General features: G+C 40.9%; 18 protein-coding genes and 1 CRISPR repeat array. Of the genes, 9 read left to right on the forward strand and 9 right to left on the reverse strand.

Annotated elements, in window-relative coordinates; all coding sequences use genetic code 11:
- Positions 1–60 precede the first annotated feature (60 nt).
- The 4 genes from PH_RS03320 to PH_RS03335 all read left to right on the forward strand — a co-directional run bounded on the left by PH_RS03320 (position 61) and on the right by PH_RS03335 (position 1,911).
- Complete coding sequence (locus PH_RS03320; protein WP_048053200.1) at positions 61–573, forward strand: KH domain-containing protein; 513 nt, start codon at positions 61–63, stop codon at positions 571–573.
- 23 nt (positions 574–596) lie between these two features.
- Positions 597–998: a hypothetical protein gene (locus PH_RS03325; protein ID WP_010884801.1), complete on the forward strand. Its 402-nt coding sequence runs from the start codon at positions 597–599 to the stop codon at positions 996–998.
- A 216-nt stretch (positions 999–1,214) separates the two neighbouring features.
- Positions 1,215–1,472 (forward strand): hypothetical protein, encoded by a 258-nt coding sequence (locus PH_RS03330; RefSeq protein ID WP_010884802.1) that lies wholly within the window; start codon positions 1,215–1,217, stop codon positions 1,470–1,472.
- The gene (locus PH_RS03335; protein WP_010884803.1) at positions 1,441–1,911 is read left to right on the forward strand and encodes a type II toxin-antitoxin system VapC family toxin; all 471 of its coding nucleotides are present in this window, start codon (positions 1,441–1,443) and stop codon (positions 1,909–1,911) included. Before PH_RS03330 ends, PH_RS03335 begins: the two co-directional genes overlap by 32 nt.
- On the opposite strand, the gene nob1 is transcribed toward PH_RS03335, so the two are convergent.
- From nob1 to trm10, 3 genes are read right to left on the reverse strand one after another with little or no spacing between them, the layout of a single operon-like run.
- Positions 1,908–2,393, reverse strand: a complete 486-nt coding sequence (nob1, locus tag PH_RS03340) for an endoribonuclease Nob1 (RefSeq protein WP_010884804.1) — start codon at positions 2,391–2,393, stop codon at positions 1,908–1,910. The two genes, PH_RS03335 and nob1, sit on opposite strands and share 4 nt — an antisense overlap.
- Complete coding sequence (gene serS / locus PH_RS03345; RefSeq protein WP_048053201.1) at positions 2,378–3,745, reverse strand: serine--tRNA ligase; 1,368 nt, start codon at positions 3,743–3,745, stop codon at positions 2,378–2,380. Before serS ends, nob1 begins: the two co-directional genes overlap by 16 nt.
- A 47-nt stretch (positions 3,746–3,792) precedes the next feature.
- Positions 3,793–4,902, reverse strand: a complete 1,110-nt coding sequence (trm10, locus tag PH_RS03350; protein WP_048053202.1) for a tRNA (guanine(9)-/adenine(9)-N1)-methyltransferase — start codon at positions 4,900–4,902, stop codon at positions 3,793–3,795.
- Between the two features lie 50 nt (positions 4,903–4,952).
- Here trm10 and PH_RS03355 point away from each other — a divergent pair, with 50 nt between their 5' ends.
- Positions 4,953–5,645, forward strand: coding sequence for a M48 family metallopeptidase (locus PH_RS03355; RefSeq protein WP_010884807.1), 693 nt, complete (start codon positions 4,953–4,955; stop codon positions 5,643–5,645).
- Here the strand turns inward: PH_RS03355 and PH_RS03360 are convergent.
- Positions 5,599–6,012 (reverse strand): secondary thiamine-phosphate synthase enzyme YjbQ, encoded by a 414-nt coding sequence (locus PH_RS03360; protein WP_048053203.1) that lies wholly within the window; start codon positions 6,010–6,012, stop codon positions 5,599–5,601. The genes PH_RS03355 and PH_RS03360 overlap by 47 nt on opposite strands.
- 256 nt (positions 6,013–6,268) lie before the next feature.
- On the opposite strand from PH_RS03360, the gene PH_RS03365 reads away from it, so the two are divergent.
- Entirely contained in the window at positions 6,269–6,475 is a 207-nt protein-coding gene (locus tag PH_RS03365; protein ID WP_010884809.1) for a hypothetical protein, read from the forward strand.
- A gap of 6 nt (positions 6,476–6,481) precedes the next feature.
- Entirely contained in the window at positions 6,482–6,895 is a 414-nt protein-coding gene (locus PH_RS03370; RefSeq protein ID WP_010884810.1) for a hypothetical protein, read from the forward strand.
- Positions 6,896–7,912: 1,017 nt separating this feature from the next.
- A CRISPR array of direct repeats spans positions 7,913–9,093; the repeat unit is 30 nt; unit sequence GTTCCAATAAGACTATAAGAGAATTGAAAG.
- A gap of 112 nt (positions 9,094–9,205) precedes the next feature.
- Here PH_RS03370 and PH_RS03380 read toward each other — a convergent pair.
- Genes PH_RS03380 through PH_RS03395 form a run of 4 tightly spaced genes read right to left on the reverse strand, consistent with a single transcriptional unit; the run spans position 9,206 to position 12,712 of the window.
- The gene (locus tag PH_RS03380) at positions 9,206–10,096 is read right to left on the reverse strand and encodes a thiamine-phosphate synthase family protein (RefSeq protein WP_010884813.1); all 891 of its coding nucleotides are present in this window, start codon (positions 10,094–10,096) and stop codon (positions 9,206–9,208) included.
- The gene (locus PH_RS03385) at positions 10,017–11,201 is read right to left on the reverse strand and encodes a CGP-CTERM-anchored Cys-rich protein (protein WP_231833729.1); all 1,185 of its coding nucleotides are present in this window, start codon (positions 11,199–11,201) and stop codon (positions 10,017–10,019) included. The genes PH_RS03380 and PH_RS03385 overlap by 80 nt, the downstream gene beginning before the upstream one ends.
- Positions 11,202–11,223: 22 nt before the next feature.
- Entirely contained in the window at positions 11,224–12,411 is a 1,188-nt protein-coding gene (locus PH_RS03390; protein WP_048053204.1) for an MFS transporter, read from the reverse strand.
- Between the two features lies 1 nt (position 12,412).
- Entirely contained in the window at positions 12,413–12,712 is a 300-nt protein-coding gene (locus PH_RS03395; protein WP_010884816.1) for a PadR family transcriptional regulator, read from the reverse strand.
- 91 nt (positions 12,713–12,803) lie between these two features.
- On the opposite strand from PH_RS03395, the gene pyrB reads away from it, so the two are divergent.
- Together pyrB and pyrI are read left to right on the forward strand one after the other, a co-directional pair.
- Positions 12,804–13,730 (forward strand): aspartate carbamoyltransferase, encoded by a 927-nt coding sequence (gene pyrB / locus PH_RS03400; RefSeq protein WP_010884818.1) that lies wholly within the window; start codon positions 12,804–12,806, stop codon positions 13,728–13,730.
- The gene (pyrI, locus tag PH_RS03405; RefSeq protein WP_010884819.1) at positions 13,731–14,189 is read left to right on the forward strand and encodes an aspartate carbamoyltransferase regulatory subunit; all 459 of its coding nucleotides are present in this window, start codon (positions 13,731–13,733) and stop codon (positions 14,187–14,189) included.
- On the opposite strand, the gene PH_RS03410 is transcribed toward pyrI, so the two are convergent.
- Positions 14,179–15,330 (reverse strand): M20 metallopeptidase family protein, encoded by a 1,152-nt coding sequence (locus PH_RS03410; RefSeq protein ID WP_048053205.1) that lies wholly within the window; start codon positions 15,328–15,330, stop codon positions 14,179–14,181. The two genes, pyrI and PH_RS03410, sit on opposite strands and share 11 nt — an antisense overlap.
- Positions 15,331–15,342: the final 12 nt, after the last annotated feature.

The raw sequence follows: 15,342 nt of genomic DNA on the forward strand, positions 1-15,342 counted from the left end.
AGTGCTCTCTGTGTAGTGGTTTTAGCTTTCATTTTGATTCTTGGAGTGGGGGGTGAGAACATGAAGGCGCCGATCTGTGAGGTTTGTCTAAAAACTGATGGAATTCTATGTCCTGCTGATGAAAAAAAGCTAGAAGAAGGTATTATAACTGAGCTAGATGTTAAAATCTCAAGAATGTTATACAAACTACTTGGAGATGCAGACATAGAGTTCAAAAAGGCCGTGGAGGCAGGTGATCTCGTCGTTCTTATAGTTGGAGAGGGAGACGTTCCCATAGTGATCGGGAAGGGAGGAAAGAATATAAAGTATCTTACAAGGGAGTTAGGTAAGAGGGTCAGGGTAATAGAGGGAAGGGATATTAAGAGCACGGAAGATGTGAAAAAGCTGGCAATAGATCTCCTATACCCAGCAGGGGTTTTCGGCGTTAACATAGTTTACAGGCCAGATGGGGAGAAATACTACAAGATCCTAGTCTTCAGTAGGGATAAGAATAAGCTACCCGAAAAAGCTGAGGTTCTCGAGAGCATACTAACTCAGATAACTGGAGTCGAAGCTAAGATATTCTTTATTTAAATTCTTTAACATTTCTCAGGATCATGAAGGTAACAATAAAACCAGATAAAGGGTTTGGTAAGATAACATTTGAGCTAGACGATTATATTGCAAATGAAATCCTTAAATTAGGAGAGGAATTCAAAGTCCCTATTGAGAGAATTCTCCAGATTATAATATTTAGTGAATTTAAGAAGCCATCCTCTTCAAATATTGAAAAGGCTGAAGAAGAGATAAAAAAGCTGGAGAAGAAAGTTTGGAATCTTGAAATGGAGTTTGCTCCCTTAAAATTTAAGGCCTACAACGTAACCCAAGAAAATAAACTCCTGGCGATAGAAGTATCCGGTCTTTTGGCTGAGAACGTTCAACTAAAAAGATTTTTGAAGATGAAAATAGATCGTAATGTTGAATTAAGGAAAATAATCTCGTATTACATGGGTGTATGATAATTGAAGGCGGATGATGAAGGCTAATTTCGGATTGGTGAAGAGCCCTATGAGCGCTGACGCTATGATTTGGTGTAAAGATAGTATGCTATGTAGTCAACTTAATCACGAAGGAAAGGATACCGAGGGAAAAGAGCGTGTCAGTGTTTAAGGATATAGTAGCCAATAATGGTATAACGAAGAGAATTGAGGAAGAGTTGTTAAAGGGGATGAAATATGAAAACAATAGCGGTTGATGAGGAAACATGGGAAGCCATTAAAAAGCTCAAGGCTAGATTAGATGCAAAATCATACGATGAAGTACTAAAAAAATTAATACAGGCATGGCACACCTTGGAGTTGGAAACAAAAGCTGAGAGTATATCATTGGATGACGAAGAGGCCGAACTTGTGCTTTCAGTAATTAAAGAAAGGGGCAGATTTGTCCAGGAGGGAAATAAGAATGACTCCAATGCTTCGAAAAATTTGCTTTGATCCTTCTTCTTTTATTCAACTTACGAGAAAGCAAAATAAGGAGCTTTTAGAATTTGTCTTAGCGGAATTCGAGATATATCTCCCGATAACGACAGTTCATGCCTACCTCCTGGCGAAATCCTTTAAGGGGAAGGATCCAAAAAAAGAGGTTCAAAAGTTGAGGGGAATAGTTAGAATAGTCGACTTGACGGATGATCTACTAGGGGAAATAGCTGAGATAGATGCCTCCTTAATTAAAGATGGTTACTTCCTCTCCCTGGAAGATTTAATAACCGCTGTCTCTGCTATAGCATCTAAATCCCTGTTGGTTGTCAGTGGTAATGCGGAAAAGTACTCCCCTTTAAGGAAATACGGACTTGATTGCGTAAACTATGACAAGTTTTTAGAGGAAGTTGAGGTTCTTGCTAGGGAAGAGGCAAAGAGAGAAAAGTTAATCTAGCGCTTTCTAGGAATCAACTTTACCTTACTTCCACAATCCGGGCATACCCCTCCAGGAGGAAGGGTTGAGAACTTTCTTCCACAGCCTATGCATACGTATCTCCACTTTATGACCTTTTTGATTCCCCTTTTAAGGGTTCTAAACCTAAGCCCGAGGAGCGAGGCGATATTTTGAACGTTATAATCGTCACTGAAGATCTCTCCCTTGAGCTCATAGGCCAAAGCTAGAACCTCTATATCGGCTTTACTAAGTTCGTTTACCTCACCAGTCTCTTTAGCTACTTGGATTATTCTATCGATGGACTCCTTTGAAGGTTCTGCAATCTTCACTTTTCCTGCTGATATCAGAGATTCCAGGAAGATCTTAGATTCTCTATCCTTTATTTCCTCAACTACACTAGGGGTTGTGTATCCTTCAATATCAATCCCCTGAATGAAAACTGAAGAGTCAAGGACTAAGGTTTTTTTCAAGTTGCGCAACACCTCTCCTTCTTTTCTACTGGAACTATCTCCTTAAACCCTGTGTATTTCCACAGAACCTTTGGGATCCTAACGGTTCCATCTTCCTCCTGATGGTTTTCCAGGATTGCAACTATCGCTCTAGAAGTAGCTATTGCCGTTGAATTTAGAGTGTGAACGTACCTGGGCTTTTCATCAGTCCTATCCCTAAACCTTATGTTAAGCCTCCTAGCCTGCCAATCAGTACAATTGCTTGCTGAGACTACTTCCCTAAATTTACCTTGTCCTGGCATCCAGGCTTCTATGTCGTACTTCTTAGCTGCGACGTAACCTAAATCTCCGGTACAGATGTTTACAACTCTGTATGGTATCTCTAACTCCTGGAATAGCTCTTCAGCGTTCCTTATTATTTTCTCATGCCACTCCCAGCTTTCTTCAGGTCTTGAGTAGACGAACTGTTCTACCTTATGGAATTGGTGAACCCTAAATATTCCCTTAGTATCCTTTCCAGCTGTTCCTGCTTCTTTTCTAAAGCATGGTGAAACACCGACGTAGAGGAGGGGTAAATCTTTTCCATCTAATATCTCGTTCGCGTGCATTCCAGCTAAGGGGTGTTCAGCGGTCGGAATTAGATATAGATCCTCATCTTCAACCTTGTATATAACATCCTCAAAGTCCTCAAAGCTAGTAGATCCTTCCTCAACGAACCTTCTAACCATATAAGGAGGAATTACCGGCGTAAAGCCCTTCTCTATGAGCCTGTCAAGGGCGAACCTAATTAGGGCTAGATCAAGTATCACTATCTCGTTGAGGAGGTAATAGAACCTGGAACCGCTGACCTTCGCGGCCCTTGCGAAGTCTGCTCCTCCTAGGATTTCTAAGAGGTCAACGTGCAGTTTTGGTTTCCATTCAAGAATTTCATACTCCATCTTCCCTTGGCTCTGCTCCAGGAATCTTTCAAGGTGGCCTTTCCAAACTCTGGCTTTTCCCCAGAATCTTATGGGGACGTTATCATTTTCATCCTTCCCAACTGGGACGCTTGGATGGGTAATGTTTGGAAGTCTCCATAGGTAATAATCGATCTTTTTCTTTAGTTCCTCAACTTCATTTTCGAGTTCTCCTATTCTTTTGACGATCTCTCTGCTTTTTGCTAAAAGTTCATCAACGGGTTCTCCTTTTTTTCTTCTCTTTCCAATTTCTACTGCGATCTTGTTTCTCTCATGCCTAAGTCTGTTTATCTCCTTAAGCTTAGTCCTCCATTCTGTGTCGAGCTTTAGAATCTCATCTACCCACTTAACTTTCTCTAGCTCTCCCCTTTTTATCAAGTCGTTTTTAACTAATTCGGGGTTTTCACGGATCAGCTTTATATCCAGCATATCTATCCCCTCCATACTTGAGCATTCATCTAAAAATTGTTTGCGGTTTAATAATTATAGCAAAGTAGCGCTGCTCTCTTTAGCAGTATAACCCTCTTACCGCCGTTTCTATCGGGCCTGTATGTGGATATCTTATTCAAACGATGTATTCTCCTCCTTTCCAGGGCGATTATACCAGTTTCCCTTAAAACCTTAACAAAATCTTCCCACCTTATATTTAACCACCCTTTAAGCTCATCAAAAAGCTCCTTCTCAACAACTAAGTAAAGTTTTCCATCTATCAAATACCTAATTTTCCTCTTCGGAATCTCCCTCCTCAACCTCCATCTAGCGTGAGTTGGAGCTTGGACAGCTAAAATAGCCCTTTCCATTGGTTCACCGTAGAGCATTCTTATCAGGATCTCGGTGATATGATTTATCCTATCTGGAACTCCAATTACGTCTCCCCTTAGCACTATTTTTCTCCTGAGAACTTCTATTCCTTCTTTCTTAAGAACCTCACCAATCTTTGCTGTCGTTCCCTTCTTGTCCCCCTTCATATCGACAATTCCGCCAATTATAAAGGCTTTCTCCTCTAAATCCTTCTCGCTGAGAGCTTCATCAGCATTTGGATCTAGGAGGACTACCCTGTTAATTCCCCTCTCCTTTAGGAACTCTGCAGTTGTACCTTCATAGCTCACAATTTTTTCGAGGGGTAACTTGTTCTTCTTTTTATATTCCTCGTTTATCCAAGTTATTGCGAATTTCCTCGGGTAGTACATCCTCCTCATAACTGCGTAGGTTTCTCTTACCTGTAGGGTAATCTTATCCTTCTCTTTTGGAATGTGCTTATCCCACAGCATTAGGTCAACTATTATCCATGGATAATCTGGGAGACGTCTGGCTATTTCATCCCCATCAACGACAACTTTAAACTTCTCTACTAGGCAGGGCCTAACGTATGCATATTTTGAGGGACCTACCTTTTTTCCGTTTAAGTCCCAGGATTCGGAAGTTTCCTCTTCAAGTTCAACTATGGCCCCATCCCCTTCTAACAGGAGGAGGGCTAGTTCTTGATATATATCCCTACCTGACGGCCACTTCCTTGAGAGGGTTCCAACGGAAATAATTCCCTTCTCTTGGAGTATCTCCCTAAGTACATCTCCTGGCTTCTTCATCGGGCACAAACTCGAAGGAACTTTTTTAAATTTTCCTCTCCCTCTATTTGATGATACATGAGATAACCCTTGACGGAAAAATCGTAAGGTATAAGGTTGTTGAAAAGCCCGTGAAGTACGTAACTTTAAGATTCCTTGAAGACGGTACACTACTTGTAGTTACCCCCTCCAAGGAAATAGTTCGAGAAGTTTTAATTAAGAAGAGGAATTGGATACTCTCAAAGCTCTCCATAATTGAGGAGGCGAAAGAGCTGGCAGGAGAAGGATTTCCCTTATTTGGTAGATTTTATTCCCTGGAGATAGGAGAAAAATTTGAGATAGACGATAAAAACCGAATAATTATTTACCCAGGGATAGATGTCTTGAGGGATTGGATTAAGAAGGAAGTAAAAAGAAGAGCACAGGAGATATCCAAGGAATTTGGGGTAGCTCCGAAGAGGATTTACGTAAGGGTAATGAAAACTAAATGGGGAAGTACAACTTGGAGAAAATCGGTTACACTTAACTTGTCTTCCGTGGCACTTCCAGAGGAACTTTTCCACTATTTAGTCATCCACGAGTTAGCTCACTTAATCGAGCTTAACCACAGCAAGAGGTTTTGGAGTATAGTTGCAAGGTACCACCCAGATTACAAGGAAAAGAGGAGAGAGCTCAAGAAATGGTGGTTTATCGTTCATTTAAATGAAACGTGGAGGGCTATTCTCCAATGGCCTGGAGGAGGATCCTCCTCTTCCTGGGCCTAGTATCTAGCTCAACGAAGAATATCTGTTGCCATGTTCCCCTTACTAATTCTCCATCAACTATGGGAAACACAAGGCTTGGGCCTAAGAGCGTGGCCCTTATATGGGAGTGCGCATTGTCGTCGAACCTGTTGTGGAGGTAAGGCTTCTCCTTTGGAACAATCTCCTTTAATATTTTCTTAAAGTCCTCTAATAATCCTTCCTCATGCTCTATAGCTACAACAGCTCCCGTAGCTCCTGGAACAAAGATTAACACTTGCCCCTTGGATATTCCACTCTCGGCCACGAAGAGCTCAACTTCCCTTGTTATATCAACTAGGTCAATTTCACCCTTTGTAGAGAAGTGTAGCTCTTTTTTTACAACTTTCATAGGCATCTCCCTATGTAACTCTAATTTTTGCTCAAAAACTTTAATGGTACTCAGGTCCATTCATATTGTTTAGGTTAACTTAGCCAGGTTATTCTTATTTTTTACAATGTTCATACAGTGATACTAGTATCTATTACAAAAAATTTTATAAATGCTAAAGCTTAAAATACCAGTACGTTATTGGAGTAGTCCACATGGTATATAGGATTCATTATATTATGATGTACTTGGGAAAGGCGGCGGAATAAGTGCCCACATGATCTACACGCACACATATGGGAATGCAAGACTTGTGGATACGATCAGTAGGATTTCGTCATATGTGGCTGGAAAAGTCGTAAAATATCCTGGGCTTGACTATATAGCAGGAGTTGCGATCTCATATGCAATACACAAGTTTGAGGAAAGTGGCACGTGGAGGAGTGCACCAATAGATAAATACATCCAGCTTCCAAGGGAGTGATAAACTATGAGAATATTCAAACTCAGTCCTGACGAAGAGGAAAGATTTTTTGATAACCTTCCTCGTTTTTTGTTCTACTACTTATTTCTCTTTACGATTTTTTGGTTTGGATTGACTCAGAAATCAGCAGAGGAAATTAGAGAAAGTATTTTGAGCGGAAACGTCAGTCCCGACTTTTGGCGCTCTACATTGGTGGTTCTTCTATTGCTTGCGATTACAGATGCCTACCTAATGAGAAAAGGAGATACCAACTGGAACACACCGGGAGCGGCACTTTTCATGCTTTTCGGATTCTTTATAATGCTCCTCGTGGTAATGTATGTGGGAAGGGCCTCCATACTGTTTGTTGTATCTCTCTTTCTGATTTACATTAACACACTTATAAAAACTAAGGAAGAGCTACGAAAGAAGAATCACTAGGGGCCACATCAACTAACAGCTAAGGGAGAGCGTGCTTAAGTTGTCTCCTAAGGAAAAAGAGATGCTCATGAAGGATCTTCCCATTTTCCTCATCTACTACTTCATTCTATTTTTATTCTTTTGGTATGGACTTTCACACAAAATTCATGAAGAAATTAGGGAAATGGGCATTCCAAAGTTCACTTCGCCCTCCACGATCTCAGTAATAATTCTCCTCGTAGTTTTTTACTTGCGGTGCAGAGATAACCAAAAAATGTTTCAGGGAAAAGTCGGGTTTATCCTATGGCTAAGCTCAACCATAGATACTACCCTCACTCCTCCCAATCTACAAGCTCCCAATACGAAGGATCAAAATCTTCAAAGGGATCCTCAATGTTGACATCATATTCATCCAAATCCTCAAATCTCAGACTAAGCACGCTTTCAACTATGTCTTCCTCGATAACTTCAATAGGAGTATCTGATAATGAAGTACTTTATGAGTGAAGATTTTTCGGTACACGATATTTGGGCTTATTTTTTGCTTTTTAATTTTGTTTGAGCTTAATTTTTGAAATAAAGTCCTTTGAGGAGTTAGGGTTTGATTTAGTAACCCAAAGTTACTATTTACTTTGTGTTACAATTTTGTTGTTAAATTGTGACGAAGATTTTTCGAAAATTCTTGAATAGAATGCTAAAGATAAATTTTTAGAGAAGGTTTGAGAGATTCTGTTGGATTCTTGCAAAAAGTTAGAAGTCTGATTAGTTAAGCTAGTTAAGTCTTTTCCTGGGATAGGGTGTGATAAGGATAAATTTTTCCCAGGGTGCTCTTGGGAGTATTATTAATTTAAAGCTCTAGGTAGGGTTAAATTTGTTTATAAAGTAGGTTCCTTGGTCTGACGTTGAAGCCAACGTGATAGTCGAGACCGAGAAATTTGTTTATAAAGTAGGTTCCTTGATAAGTCTAACACCCCGTAAGCCTTATAAATTCGAGTGATGTAGTCACTCCGTAGGAGAATTAGGACGAAAAAGCTCCCTGTTCCAATAAGACTATAAGAGAATTGAAAGTAACCTTAAGCGGGAGGGAACTTGTTGAGTTCATAAGGGGTTCCAATAAGACTATAAGAGAATTGAAAGACGACGTAATCAACCTCGAAAAGGGTTCCGCACCTGTTGTTCCAATAAGACTATAAGAGAATTGAAAGCGTGCTCTGGGTACGCTGTTGCTACGATGTGTGCAGGGGTTCCAATAAGACTATAAGAGAATTGAAAGTATAGATGTCGTCAAATCTATATAGATGCCGGTGGACGTTCCAATAAGACTATAAGAGAATTGAAAGGAGAGAAACGACAGGCTTACCTCCACTTTCAAGCCATGTTCCAATAAGACTATAAGAGAATTGAAAGTCAAGTTGATAAAATCATTGCCTGCTCAATATCTTTTGTTCCAATAAGACTATAAGAGAATTGAAAGAGCTCGGAAGAGGGCAGGATAGGAAAGTATGACGCAAGTTCCAATAAGACTATAAGAGAATTGAAAGTGTGTTGCATCGGACATGTTCAGGTATGAAATCCTTCGTTCCAATAAGACTATAAGAGAATTGAAAGTTCTTCCTTTCCAGCTCGTAACCCAGGGATTCGAGCCGTTCCAATAAGACTATAAGAGAATTGAAAGCGGCGAGCTAGATAAGAGGGAGGAGGACGCATTTAGAGGTTCCAATAAGACTATAAGAGAATTGAAAGACGCTAACGTCAGCATGGAAGACGTTTTGAAGGCTATAGTTCCAATAAGACTATAAGAGAATTGAAAGAACTTCGTACTCGACTAGCTCCTCCTCATCGTCCTCGTTCCAATAAGACTATAAGAGAATTGAAAGATTTAAGATAGACGGGAGAGTACCCATGTAGCTGTCAAGTTCCAATAAGACTATAAGAGAATTGAAAGGAGTTCTATGTCGACTTTCACACTTGGGTTCCTTCTGTGTTCCAATAAGACTATAAGAGAATTGAAAGAAGCTTGAGGTTGTTCATTATAACGTGAAATGGGATGATGTTGTTCCAATAAGACTATAAGAGAATTGAAAGTCTGGAAGGAAGGCAATACCAAAATCAGAGGTTGAGGTTCCAATAAGACTATAAGAGAATTGAAAGGAGGTTATCGGACCAGGAGTCAAGCACCCAGGAGTTTGGTTCCAACAAGACTAAAATAGAATTGAAAGAAGCATATCAAGGCTTGAAATGCTGATTACAACCTCTTCATGCTTCTTTATTGTTGAAGATTGTTACTCAATCTACTGTCATAATATTAGCTTTCTTTTCCAAAACAAGATTTCATAAATATTTCTCTACAACTCTAAGCTTCCTTATAACATCCCAGGGATTTTCACCAAAAACGTAAACGCAGGGTTCCACGCCATGCCTTCCTGGATCGATAACTATGTCAGGTTCTCCCATCCCAAAAATTTTAGCTATCTCATTTTCAACCTCCTCTATTGACTTTAAGTTCCTGGGAAGGTAGATAACTCTTAATCCAGCCTTTTTTACCGCCTCCTCAACGTCTTTCCCGAATCTAATGTTAATGACTGACCTAATCTTTGGGTTGTATCTTGATATCTTTATGAGCAACTTAGCGGTGTGCTTGCTAGCTCCGAACTCAGGTGGCATAGCGTAGGGCTTATCCTTAATCACGGTGATCCTCCCAGGAACTGCAGCAACATCGTTAAGATCCCTGGGATTTGATATTGAATATGCAAAATTGCTCCTTATCTCCGGAATTAACCTAGCAAACTTCTCATCCTTGAGCAATATCTCTAGGGCCTTGGTTAATTCGTCAATTACTTCCTTTCTCTCTGAACTGGTTATTATATCTTTACATACCTTTCCTGAGATCCCTGAATACATTTCATAAGCTCTGCAGAATTTCTCGTCGCTTAAAAACTTGAGAAAGCTCCTTTCTATTGTTTTTATTATTTCCTCTTTTTTCGTATCATTTTTTATCATTTCAGCTACTAACACGGCTAAGGTGTCTATCTCCTCCATTATTTGGTTAAGGATCTCCGGTGGGTTATATTTAGACAAGTATTTGCTAACCATAGCCTGAGTTACCCCTAGTTCTTTGGCTATCTTCATCTGGGAGAATCCTTCAGAGCTTAATATCTTCGCTACTTTTGCCCTTATTGCGGGTAAGATTACCTCTGCCCAAAACGTCGTTGGAGTTTTCACGTCTTTTCCCTCCGAGTATTCCAATTAAAGTTAGCAAGATCATAACAGCGGGCCCGCACGTGCCCCTCTCAATGGTTGGGGGATCTTTGGGTAATTCCTCCTGGTAATCTTTGAATCCATTTCCAACGCACCTTATCAGTTCAGCGTTCGAGGCATTAAAATACGGCTTCCATTCCCCGTCGTAGAAGCCTATGTGCGCGTTGTATCCTGAGTATCCCCACTTGGCTATTTCACTAATCTTTTTGATATCTTCATCTTTTATCTTTATTACCCCAACTTCCCTAAGCCATCTCAATTCGCTTTCAATTGCAGTTCCCGCATTAACGATCCTAGGATCTATAGTTGGAACTATCGAGGTTTTATCAATTTCATTGAAATTCCTGGGTATCTTACATTCGAGTAAATATTCAATTTCTCTTATGATTTTATCATTTATCTCTCCTTTAATTTCAATTCTTATTTGAGTCTTAGCCTTTATTATTTTCTCTATACTAACGTTGTATTTTTTGAGACATTCCATAAAGAGGGGGTTTGGCTTCCAAGTGCAAAATCCATTATAGCATCCGCACTTCGTCAACTTTAGGCATTCGTACCATTCCCTATATATGCACGTAGAGAAAGCCGTTTCATTTTTCTTTAAGCATAATTCCCCAGAACATCCCCCAGTTTTGCAGTCTGAATCGCTTTTACACTCTTTACCGACTTTGGGGGTTAGGTATATCGTTATGTTGTCTTTTTTCAGATAATACTCTTTAACATCCCATCCACTTTCCTTCGCCCTCTCAACAATCGTCTGAGCTGGAATAACTCCCGTAAATTCCTCAGTAAATATCTTTTCCTCTACGGATTTCGTTGGTATTTGAACCCTAACGTGGAGTTTTGAGTCGTTCCATATCATAACTATTAACCTTGGATCATAGTGGGAGCGGTAGATGATCTTGTGATCCTCAATTACTATGTTCCTGGCCTTTAGGAGGGGATTGAGGTTGTAATCTTTAAGTTCAACTTCCACAGCGTAAAGATCCTGAGGAAAGAAGCATGCTCTCGCAAAGGGAATTAAAAATAGGAGGATAATTAAAATTGCGGCTTTCTTCAAATCGCCCACCATAATTTCTAGTACTTTAACCTTAATTAGCCTTTTCTTTAACAAAGGTTCCCATGAGGATCATCGCTATGAAGTTCATTACCGAGGCATAGAGGAACCCTATCTCCAGGGAGTACGTCTGCCAAAGGTAGCCAACGATTATGGATGCTGGAAATACAAAGATTCCAAATACTGTGTGATACATACCTATTATTGTTCCCTTCTCGTACTCTTTCGCTAAATCGGCCATATATGCCCTTGGAATAGTGTCTTCAATTGCCATGTACACACCATAGAGGATGAATGCTAACATTAGCATTGCTAAGCTCTTTGAATAAGCGAAGAGTAACGATGCCAATCCAGCTATTCCAAATCCTGTAGTTATGATCTTTTTCTTTCCTACCTTATCGGAATAGGATCCTATCGGGTAAGCCGCTAACGCATATATGACGTTAAAGAGAGCGTAGAATTCGAGTCCCTGAAAGATTGAGTAACCCAGCTCCTTAACCTTCCAAAGGGTAAATGCATAGCTATATCTTCCCAGTGCTGCTATTGCGACTACGGCCAGGAACGCCCTTAGGTGGGGGCTTTTGAGTGATGATATTTCCTTGATCTTTTTCTTGACGATCCCTCCGCGGTCTTTTACCAGGAAAATTACTATTAGGACACCTATTGCCCCGGGAATTGCAGAGATTAAGAATATATACCTATAAGCTAGCTCCTTTGGGTATTTACTCAAGAGCGCTAAAAGTCCGACAGCAACGAGGGGTCCTGTTACGGCCCCCAGGGTATCCATCATCCTATGGAAACCGAAGGATTTTCCGCTTTTCCCCTTTTCGCTAGATTCAGCGATAAGGGCATCTCTTGGAGCCGTTCTAATTCCTTTTCCAATCCTGTCAAGTATCCTTAGGGTTAAGAAGTCCCACCATGAGTGGGTGAGTGCTAAAGCGCCTTTCGCTATCGTGGATAATAGATAACCGAGAGCAACGAACGTTTTTCTTTTTCTAAATACGTCGCTGATATATCCGAATATCACCTTAAACAGGGAGCTGAGGCTTTCTATGAGTCCCATTATTGAACCGCTAGCGAGTTTTCCCATCTTTAGGATGTCTGTAAGGTAAGTGGGAACTATGGGAGCTATCATTTCGCTACTCATGTCGTTTAAAAAACTGACGAGACCTAGCAAAAATACGTTCCAGCTTATACCTGCTATTTTCCTCTCTTTTTCCATTTTAATCACCTAAAATTTCTTTACAAAGTTCTCTAACCTTCTCTTTTCCTTCCTTCAACACTTCAAGCCCCTTTTCAGTTATCTCGTAAAGTCTAACCCTTCTTCCATTTACCACATCCCACCTGCTCTTTAGTAAGCCTAGATCCTCCATTTTCCTGAGAAGTGGGTATATCGTTCCTGGACTTACCTTATATCCATGTCTTTTGAGTTCCTCCATGATAAAGGCCCCTGTTACTGGTTCTTTACTTGCATGGTGTAAGATATGGAGGCCCATGAATCCGAGTATTATGCGCCTTATCATATCGAATCACGATATCGGATTTCGATATCAATACTAAAAGTTTTTGGTAAACTTTAAATATCTCCTAATTATTGAATGAAGAAGGGCTTTTATGGAGTGGAAAGGTAGGGATGTTATAAGCATTAGGGACTTTTCTAAGGAAGATATAGAGGTTGTTCTTTCCACGGCCGAGAGGTTGGAAAAGGAGATGAAGGAAAAGGGGCAATTAGAATATGCTAAGGGAAAAATATTGGCAACATTATTCTTTGAACCATCAACTAGAACTAGATTAAGCTTTGAGAGTGCAATGCACCGTTTAGGTGGTTCGGTAATAGGATTTGCCGAAGCTTCAACAAGTAGTGTCAAGAAGGGAGAGAGCCTGAGGGATACCATAAAAACAGTTGAGCAGTATTCCGATGTTATAGTAATAAGACACCCAAAGGAAGGAGCTGCAAGGTTAGCTGCTGAGGTTGCAGATATTCCTGTGATAAATGCCGGAGATGGAAGCAATCAGCATCCCACGCAGACGTTACTGGATTTGTATACAATTAAAAAAGAGTTCGGTACCATTGATGGACTTAAGATAGGGTTACTTGGGGATCTTAAGTACGGAAGGACGGTACACAGCTTGGCCGAGGCCCTAGCATTTTATGATGTTGAGCTCTATTTAATCTCTCCAGAGCTATTGAGAATGCCAAAGCATATAGTGGAAGAGCTAAGGGAGAGGGGAATGAAAATAGTCGAAACCACTAAGCTCGAAGAAGTTATAGGTGAACTAGATGTTCTTTATGTAACGAGAATCCAGAAGGAAAGGTTCCCGGATGAACAGGAGTATTTGAAGGTCAAGGGAAGCTACCAGGTTAATCTAAAAATCCTGGAAAATGTTAAGGATAGCCTTAGAATAATGCATCCCCTACCAAGGGTTGATGAGATACATCCTGAAGTTGATAAAACGAAGCACGCTATATACTTTAAGCAGGTGTTTAATGGAGTTCCCGTGAGGATGGCCCTCTTGGCCCTAGTCTTGGGGGTGATTTGAATGCCTGAGCTTAAGGTTTCCGCAATTAAGGAGGGAACCGTTATAGATCACATCCCAGCTGGAAAGGGACTTAAGGTAATAGAAATACTTGGACTAAGTAAGCTTTCCAATGGGGGTTCTGTTTTATTAGCGATGAACGTTCCAAGCAAAAAGCTGGGGAGAAAGGATATAGTCAAAGTCGAGGGAAAGTTCCTTAGTGAAGAGGAGGTTAATAAGATAGCACTCGTAGCTCCTACAGCTACGGTGAACATAATCAGGAATTACAAAGTCGTTGAGAAGTTTAAGGTTGAAGTTCCCGAAGTCATTGAGGGGATATTGAAGTGTGGAAATCCCAACTGCATAACCAACTATGAATACGTTACGACAAAATTCTACGTGATAAGCAAAAACCCATTGAAGGTTCGGTGTCACTATTGTGAAAGAACGATGGAAGAAGAGGAGATCTTGGCTAACCTTTGAAGTTGAAAGCTAATGCAACCTCAAGCGCTGTGCCTAAGTAGAGGACATCTTCATCTACGTCAAACTTCGGATGATGATGGGGGTAAATTATTCCCTTCTCTTCATTTCTTATTCCCAGTGCTATGAATGCTCCTGGAACTTTCTCTAGGTAATAAGCGAAGTCCTCTCCACCAAGTGTCTTCCTGACTTCCCCGACTTTAAGCCCCAATGCCTTTGCCGTTTCCGCAACGAACTTAACCATCTTCTCGTCGTTTATCGTGGGTGGCCCTAAGATTTCCGTATTAACCTCGGCCTTACAATTGTGGGCTTTTGCTGTATTTTCGATGATCTCCCTAATTCTTCTCTCTAGGAACTTTCCTAGTTCCTGGGTAAAGAATCTGAATGTCCCTTCGAGCTCAACGTATTGGGGAATTACATTAAATGCCGTTCCTCCTTGAATCTTTCCCACCGTAACTACAGCACTTTCTAGGGGGTCTACTTCTCTGGCTACAATTCTCTGCAGGGCTAACACGGCATCTGCAGCAGCTGGTATTGGATCTATCGAGAAGTGAGGTGCTGCTCCGTGACCTCCCTTCCCTATTATCTTCGCGATAAACTTTCCAACCCCTGCAAGGAACGGCCCTTCTCTTATCCCTACAATGCCTGAAGGTAGCTCGGCCCACACGTGGATCCCAAAGATGGCATCAACTCCTTCTAATGCTCCGGCCTCTATCATCTTTAGGGCTCCATTTCCTCCCTCTTCAGCAGGCTGGAATATTAGCCTAACCTTATTTTCAAGCTCGCTTGAGTGCTCGGCAATTATCTTTGCTGCTCCTAGTAGCATTGCTGTGTGGGCGTCGTGACCACAAGCATGCATCTTCCCAGGAACCCTAGACTTATAAGGAACATCATTCTCCTCCTGAATAGGCAAAGCATCCATATCAGCTCTCAACGCGATCGTTTTACCTCCATCTCCAATGTCCGCTATTATCCCAGTTCCAGCTCTTTTTATCTTGTAGCCCCATTCCCTCAAATGCTCCTCAACTATCTTAGACGTCCTTTCCTCCTCAAAGCCAAGTTCTGGATGCATGTGAAAGTCTCTTCTCCAGGATATTATCTCGTCCTTTATTTTCTCAGCTTCCTTAAGCGGATCGAAGTTCATGGACTTCACCAA

The organism is Pyrococcus horikoshii OT3 (assembly GCF_000011105.1).
GTDB lineage: Archaea > Methanobacteriota_B > Thermococci > Thermococcales > Thermococcaceae > Pyrococcus > Pyrococcus horikoshii.

Coding starts and splice junctions, on each gene's coding strand:
- PH_RS03325 (WP_010884801.1), top strand. CDS start 597: ATGAAGGTAACAATAAAACCAGATAAAGGGTTTGGTAAGATAACATTT.
- PH_RS03360 (WP_048053203.1), bottom strand. CDS start 6,012: ATGAAAGTTGTAAAAAAAGAGCTACACTTCTCTACAAAGGGTGAAATT.
- pyrB (WP_010884818.1), top strand. CDS start 12,804: ATGGAGTGGAAAGGTAGGGATGTTATAAGCATTAGGGACTTTTCTAAG.
- pyrI (WP_010884819.1), top strand. CDS start 13,731: ATGCCTGAGCTTAAGGTTTCCGCAATTAAGGAGGGAACCGTTATAGAT.
- trm10 (WP_048053202.1), bottom strand. CDS start 4,902: ATGAAGAAGCCAGGAGATGTACTTAGGGAGATACTCCAAGAGAAGGGA.
- PH_RS03395 (WP_010884816.1), bottom strand. CDS start 12,712: ATGATAAGGCGCATAATACTCGGATTCATGGGCCTCCATATCTTACAC.
- PH_RS03390 (WP_048053204.1), bottom strand. CDS start 12,411: ATGGAAAAAGAGAGGAAAATAGCAGGTATAAGCTGGAACGTATTTTTG.
- PH_RS03335 (WP_010884803.1), top strand. CDS start 1,441: ATGACTCCAATGCTTCGAAAAATTTGCTTTGATCCTTCTTCTTTTATT.
- PH_RS03370 (WP_010884810.1), top strand. CDS start 6,482: ATGAGAATATTCAAACTCAGTCCTGACGAAGAGGAAAGATTTTTTGAT.
- PH_RS03320 (WP_048053200.1), top strand. CDS start 61: ATGAAGGCGCCGATCTGTGAGGTTTGTCTAAAAACTGATGGAATTCTA.
- PH_RS03365 (WP_010884809.1), top strand. CDS start 6,269: ATGATCTACACGCACACATATGGGAATGCAAGACTTGTGGATACGATC.
- PH_RS03410 (WP_048053205.1), bottom strand. CDS start 15,330: ATGAACTTCGATCCGCTTAAGGAAGCTGAGAAAATAAAGGACGAGATA.
- serS (WP_048053201.1), bottom strand. CDS start 3,745: ATGCTGGATATAAAGCTGATCCGTGAAAACCCCGAATTAGTTAAAAAC.
- PH_RS03330 (WP_010884802.1), top strand. CDS start 1,215: ATGAAAACAATAGCGGTTGATGAGGAAACATGGGAAGCCATTAAAAAG.
- PH_RS03355 (WP_010884807.1), top strand. CDS start 4,953: ATGATACATGAGATAACCCTTGACGGAAAAATCGTAAGGTATAAGGTT.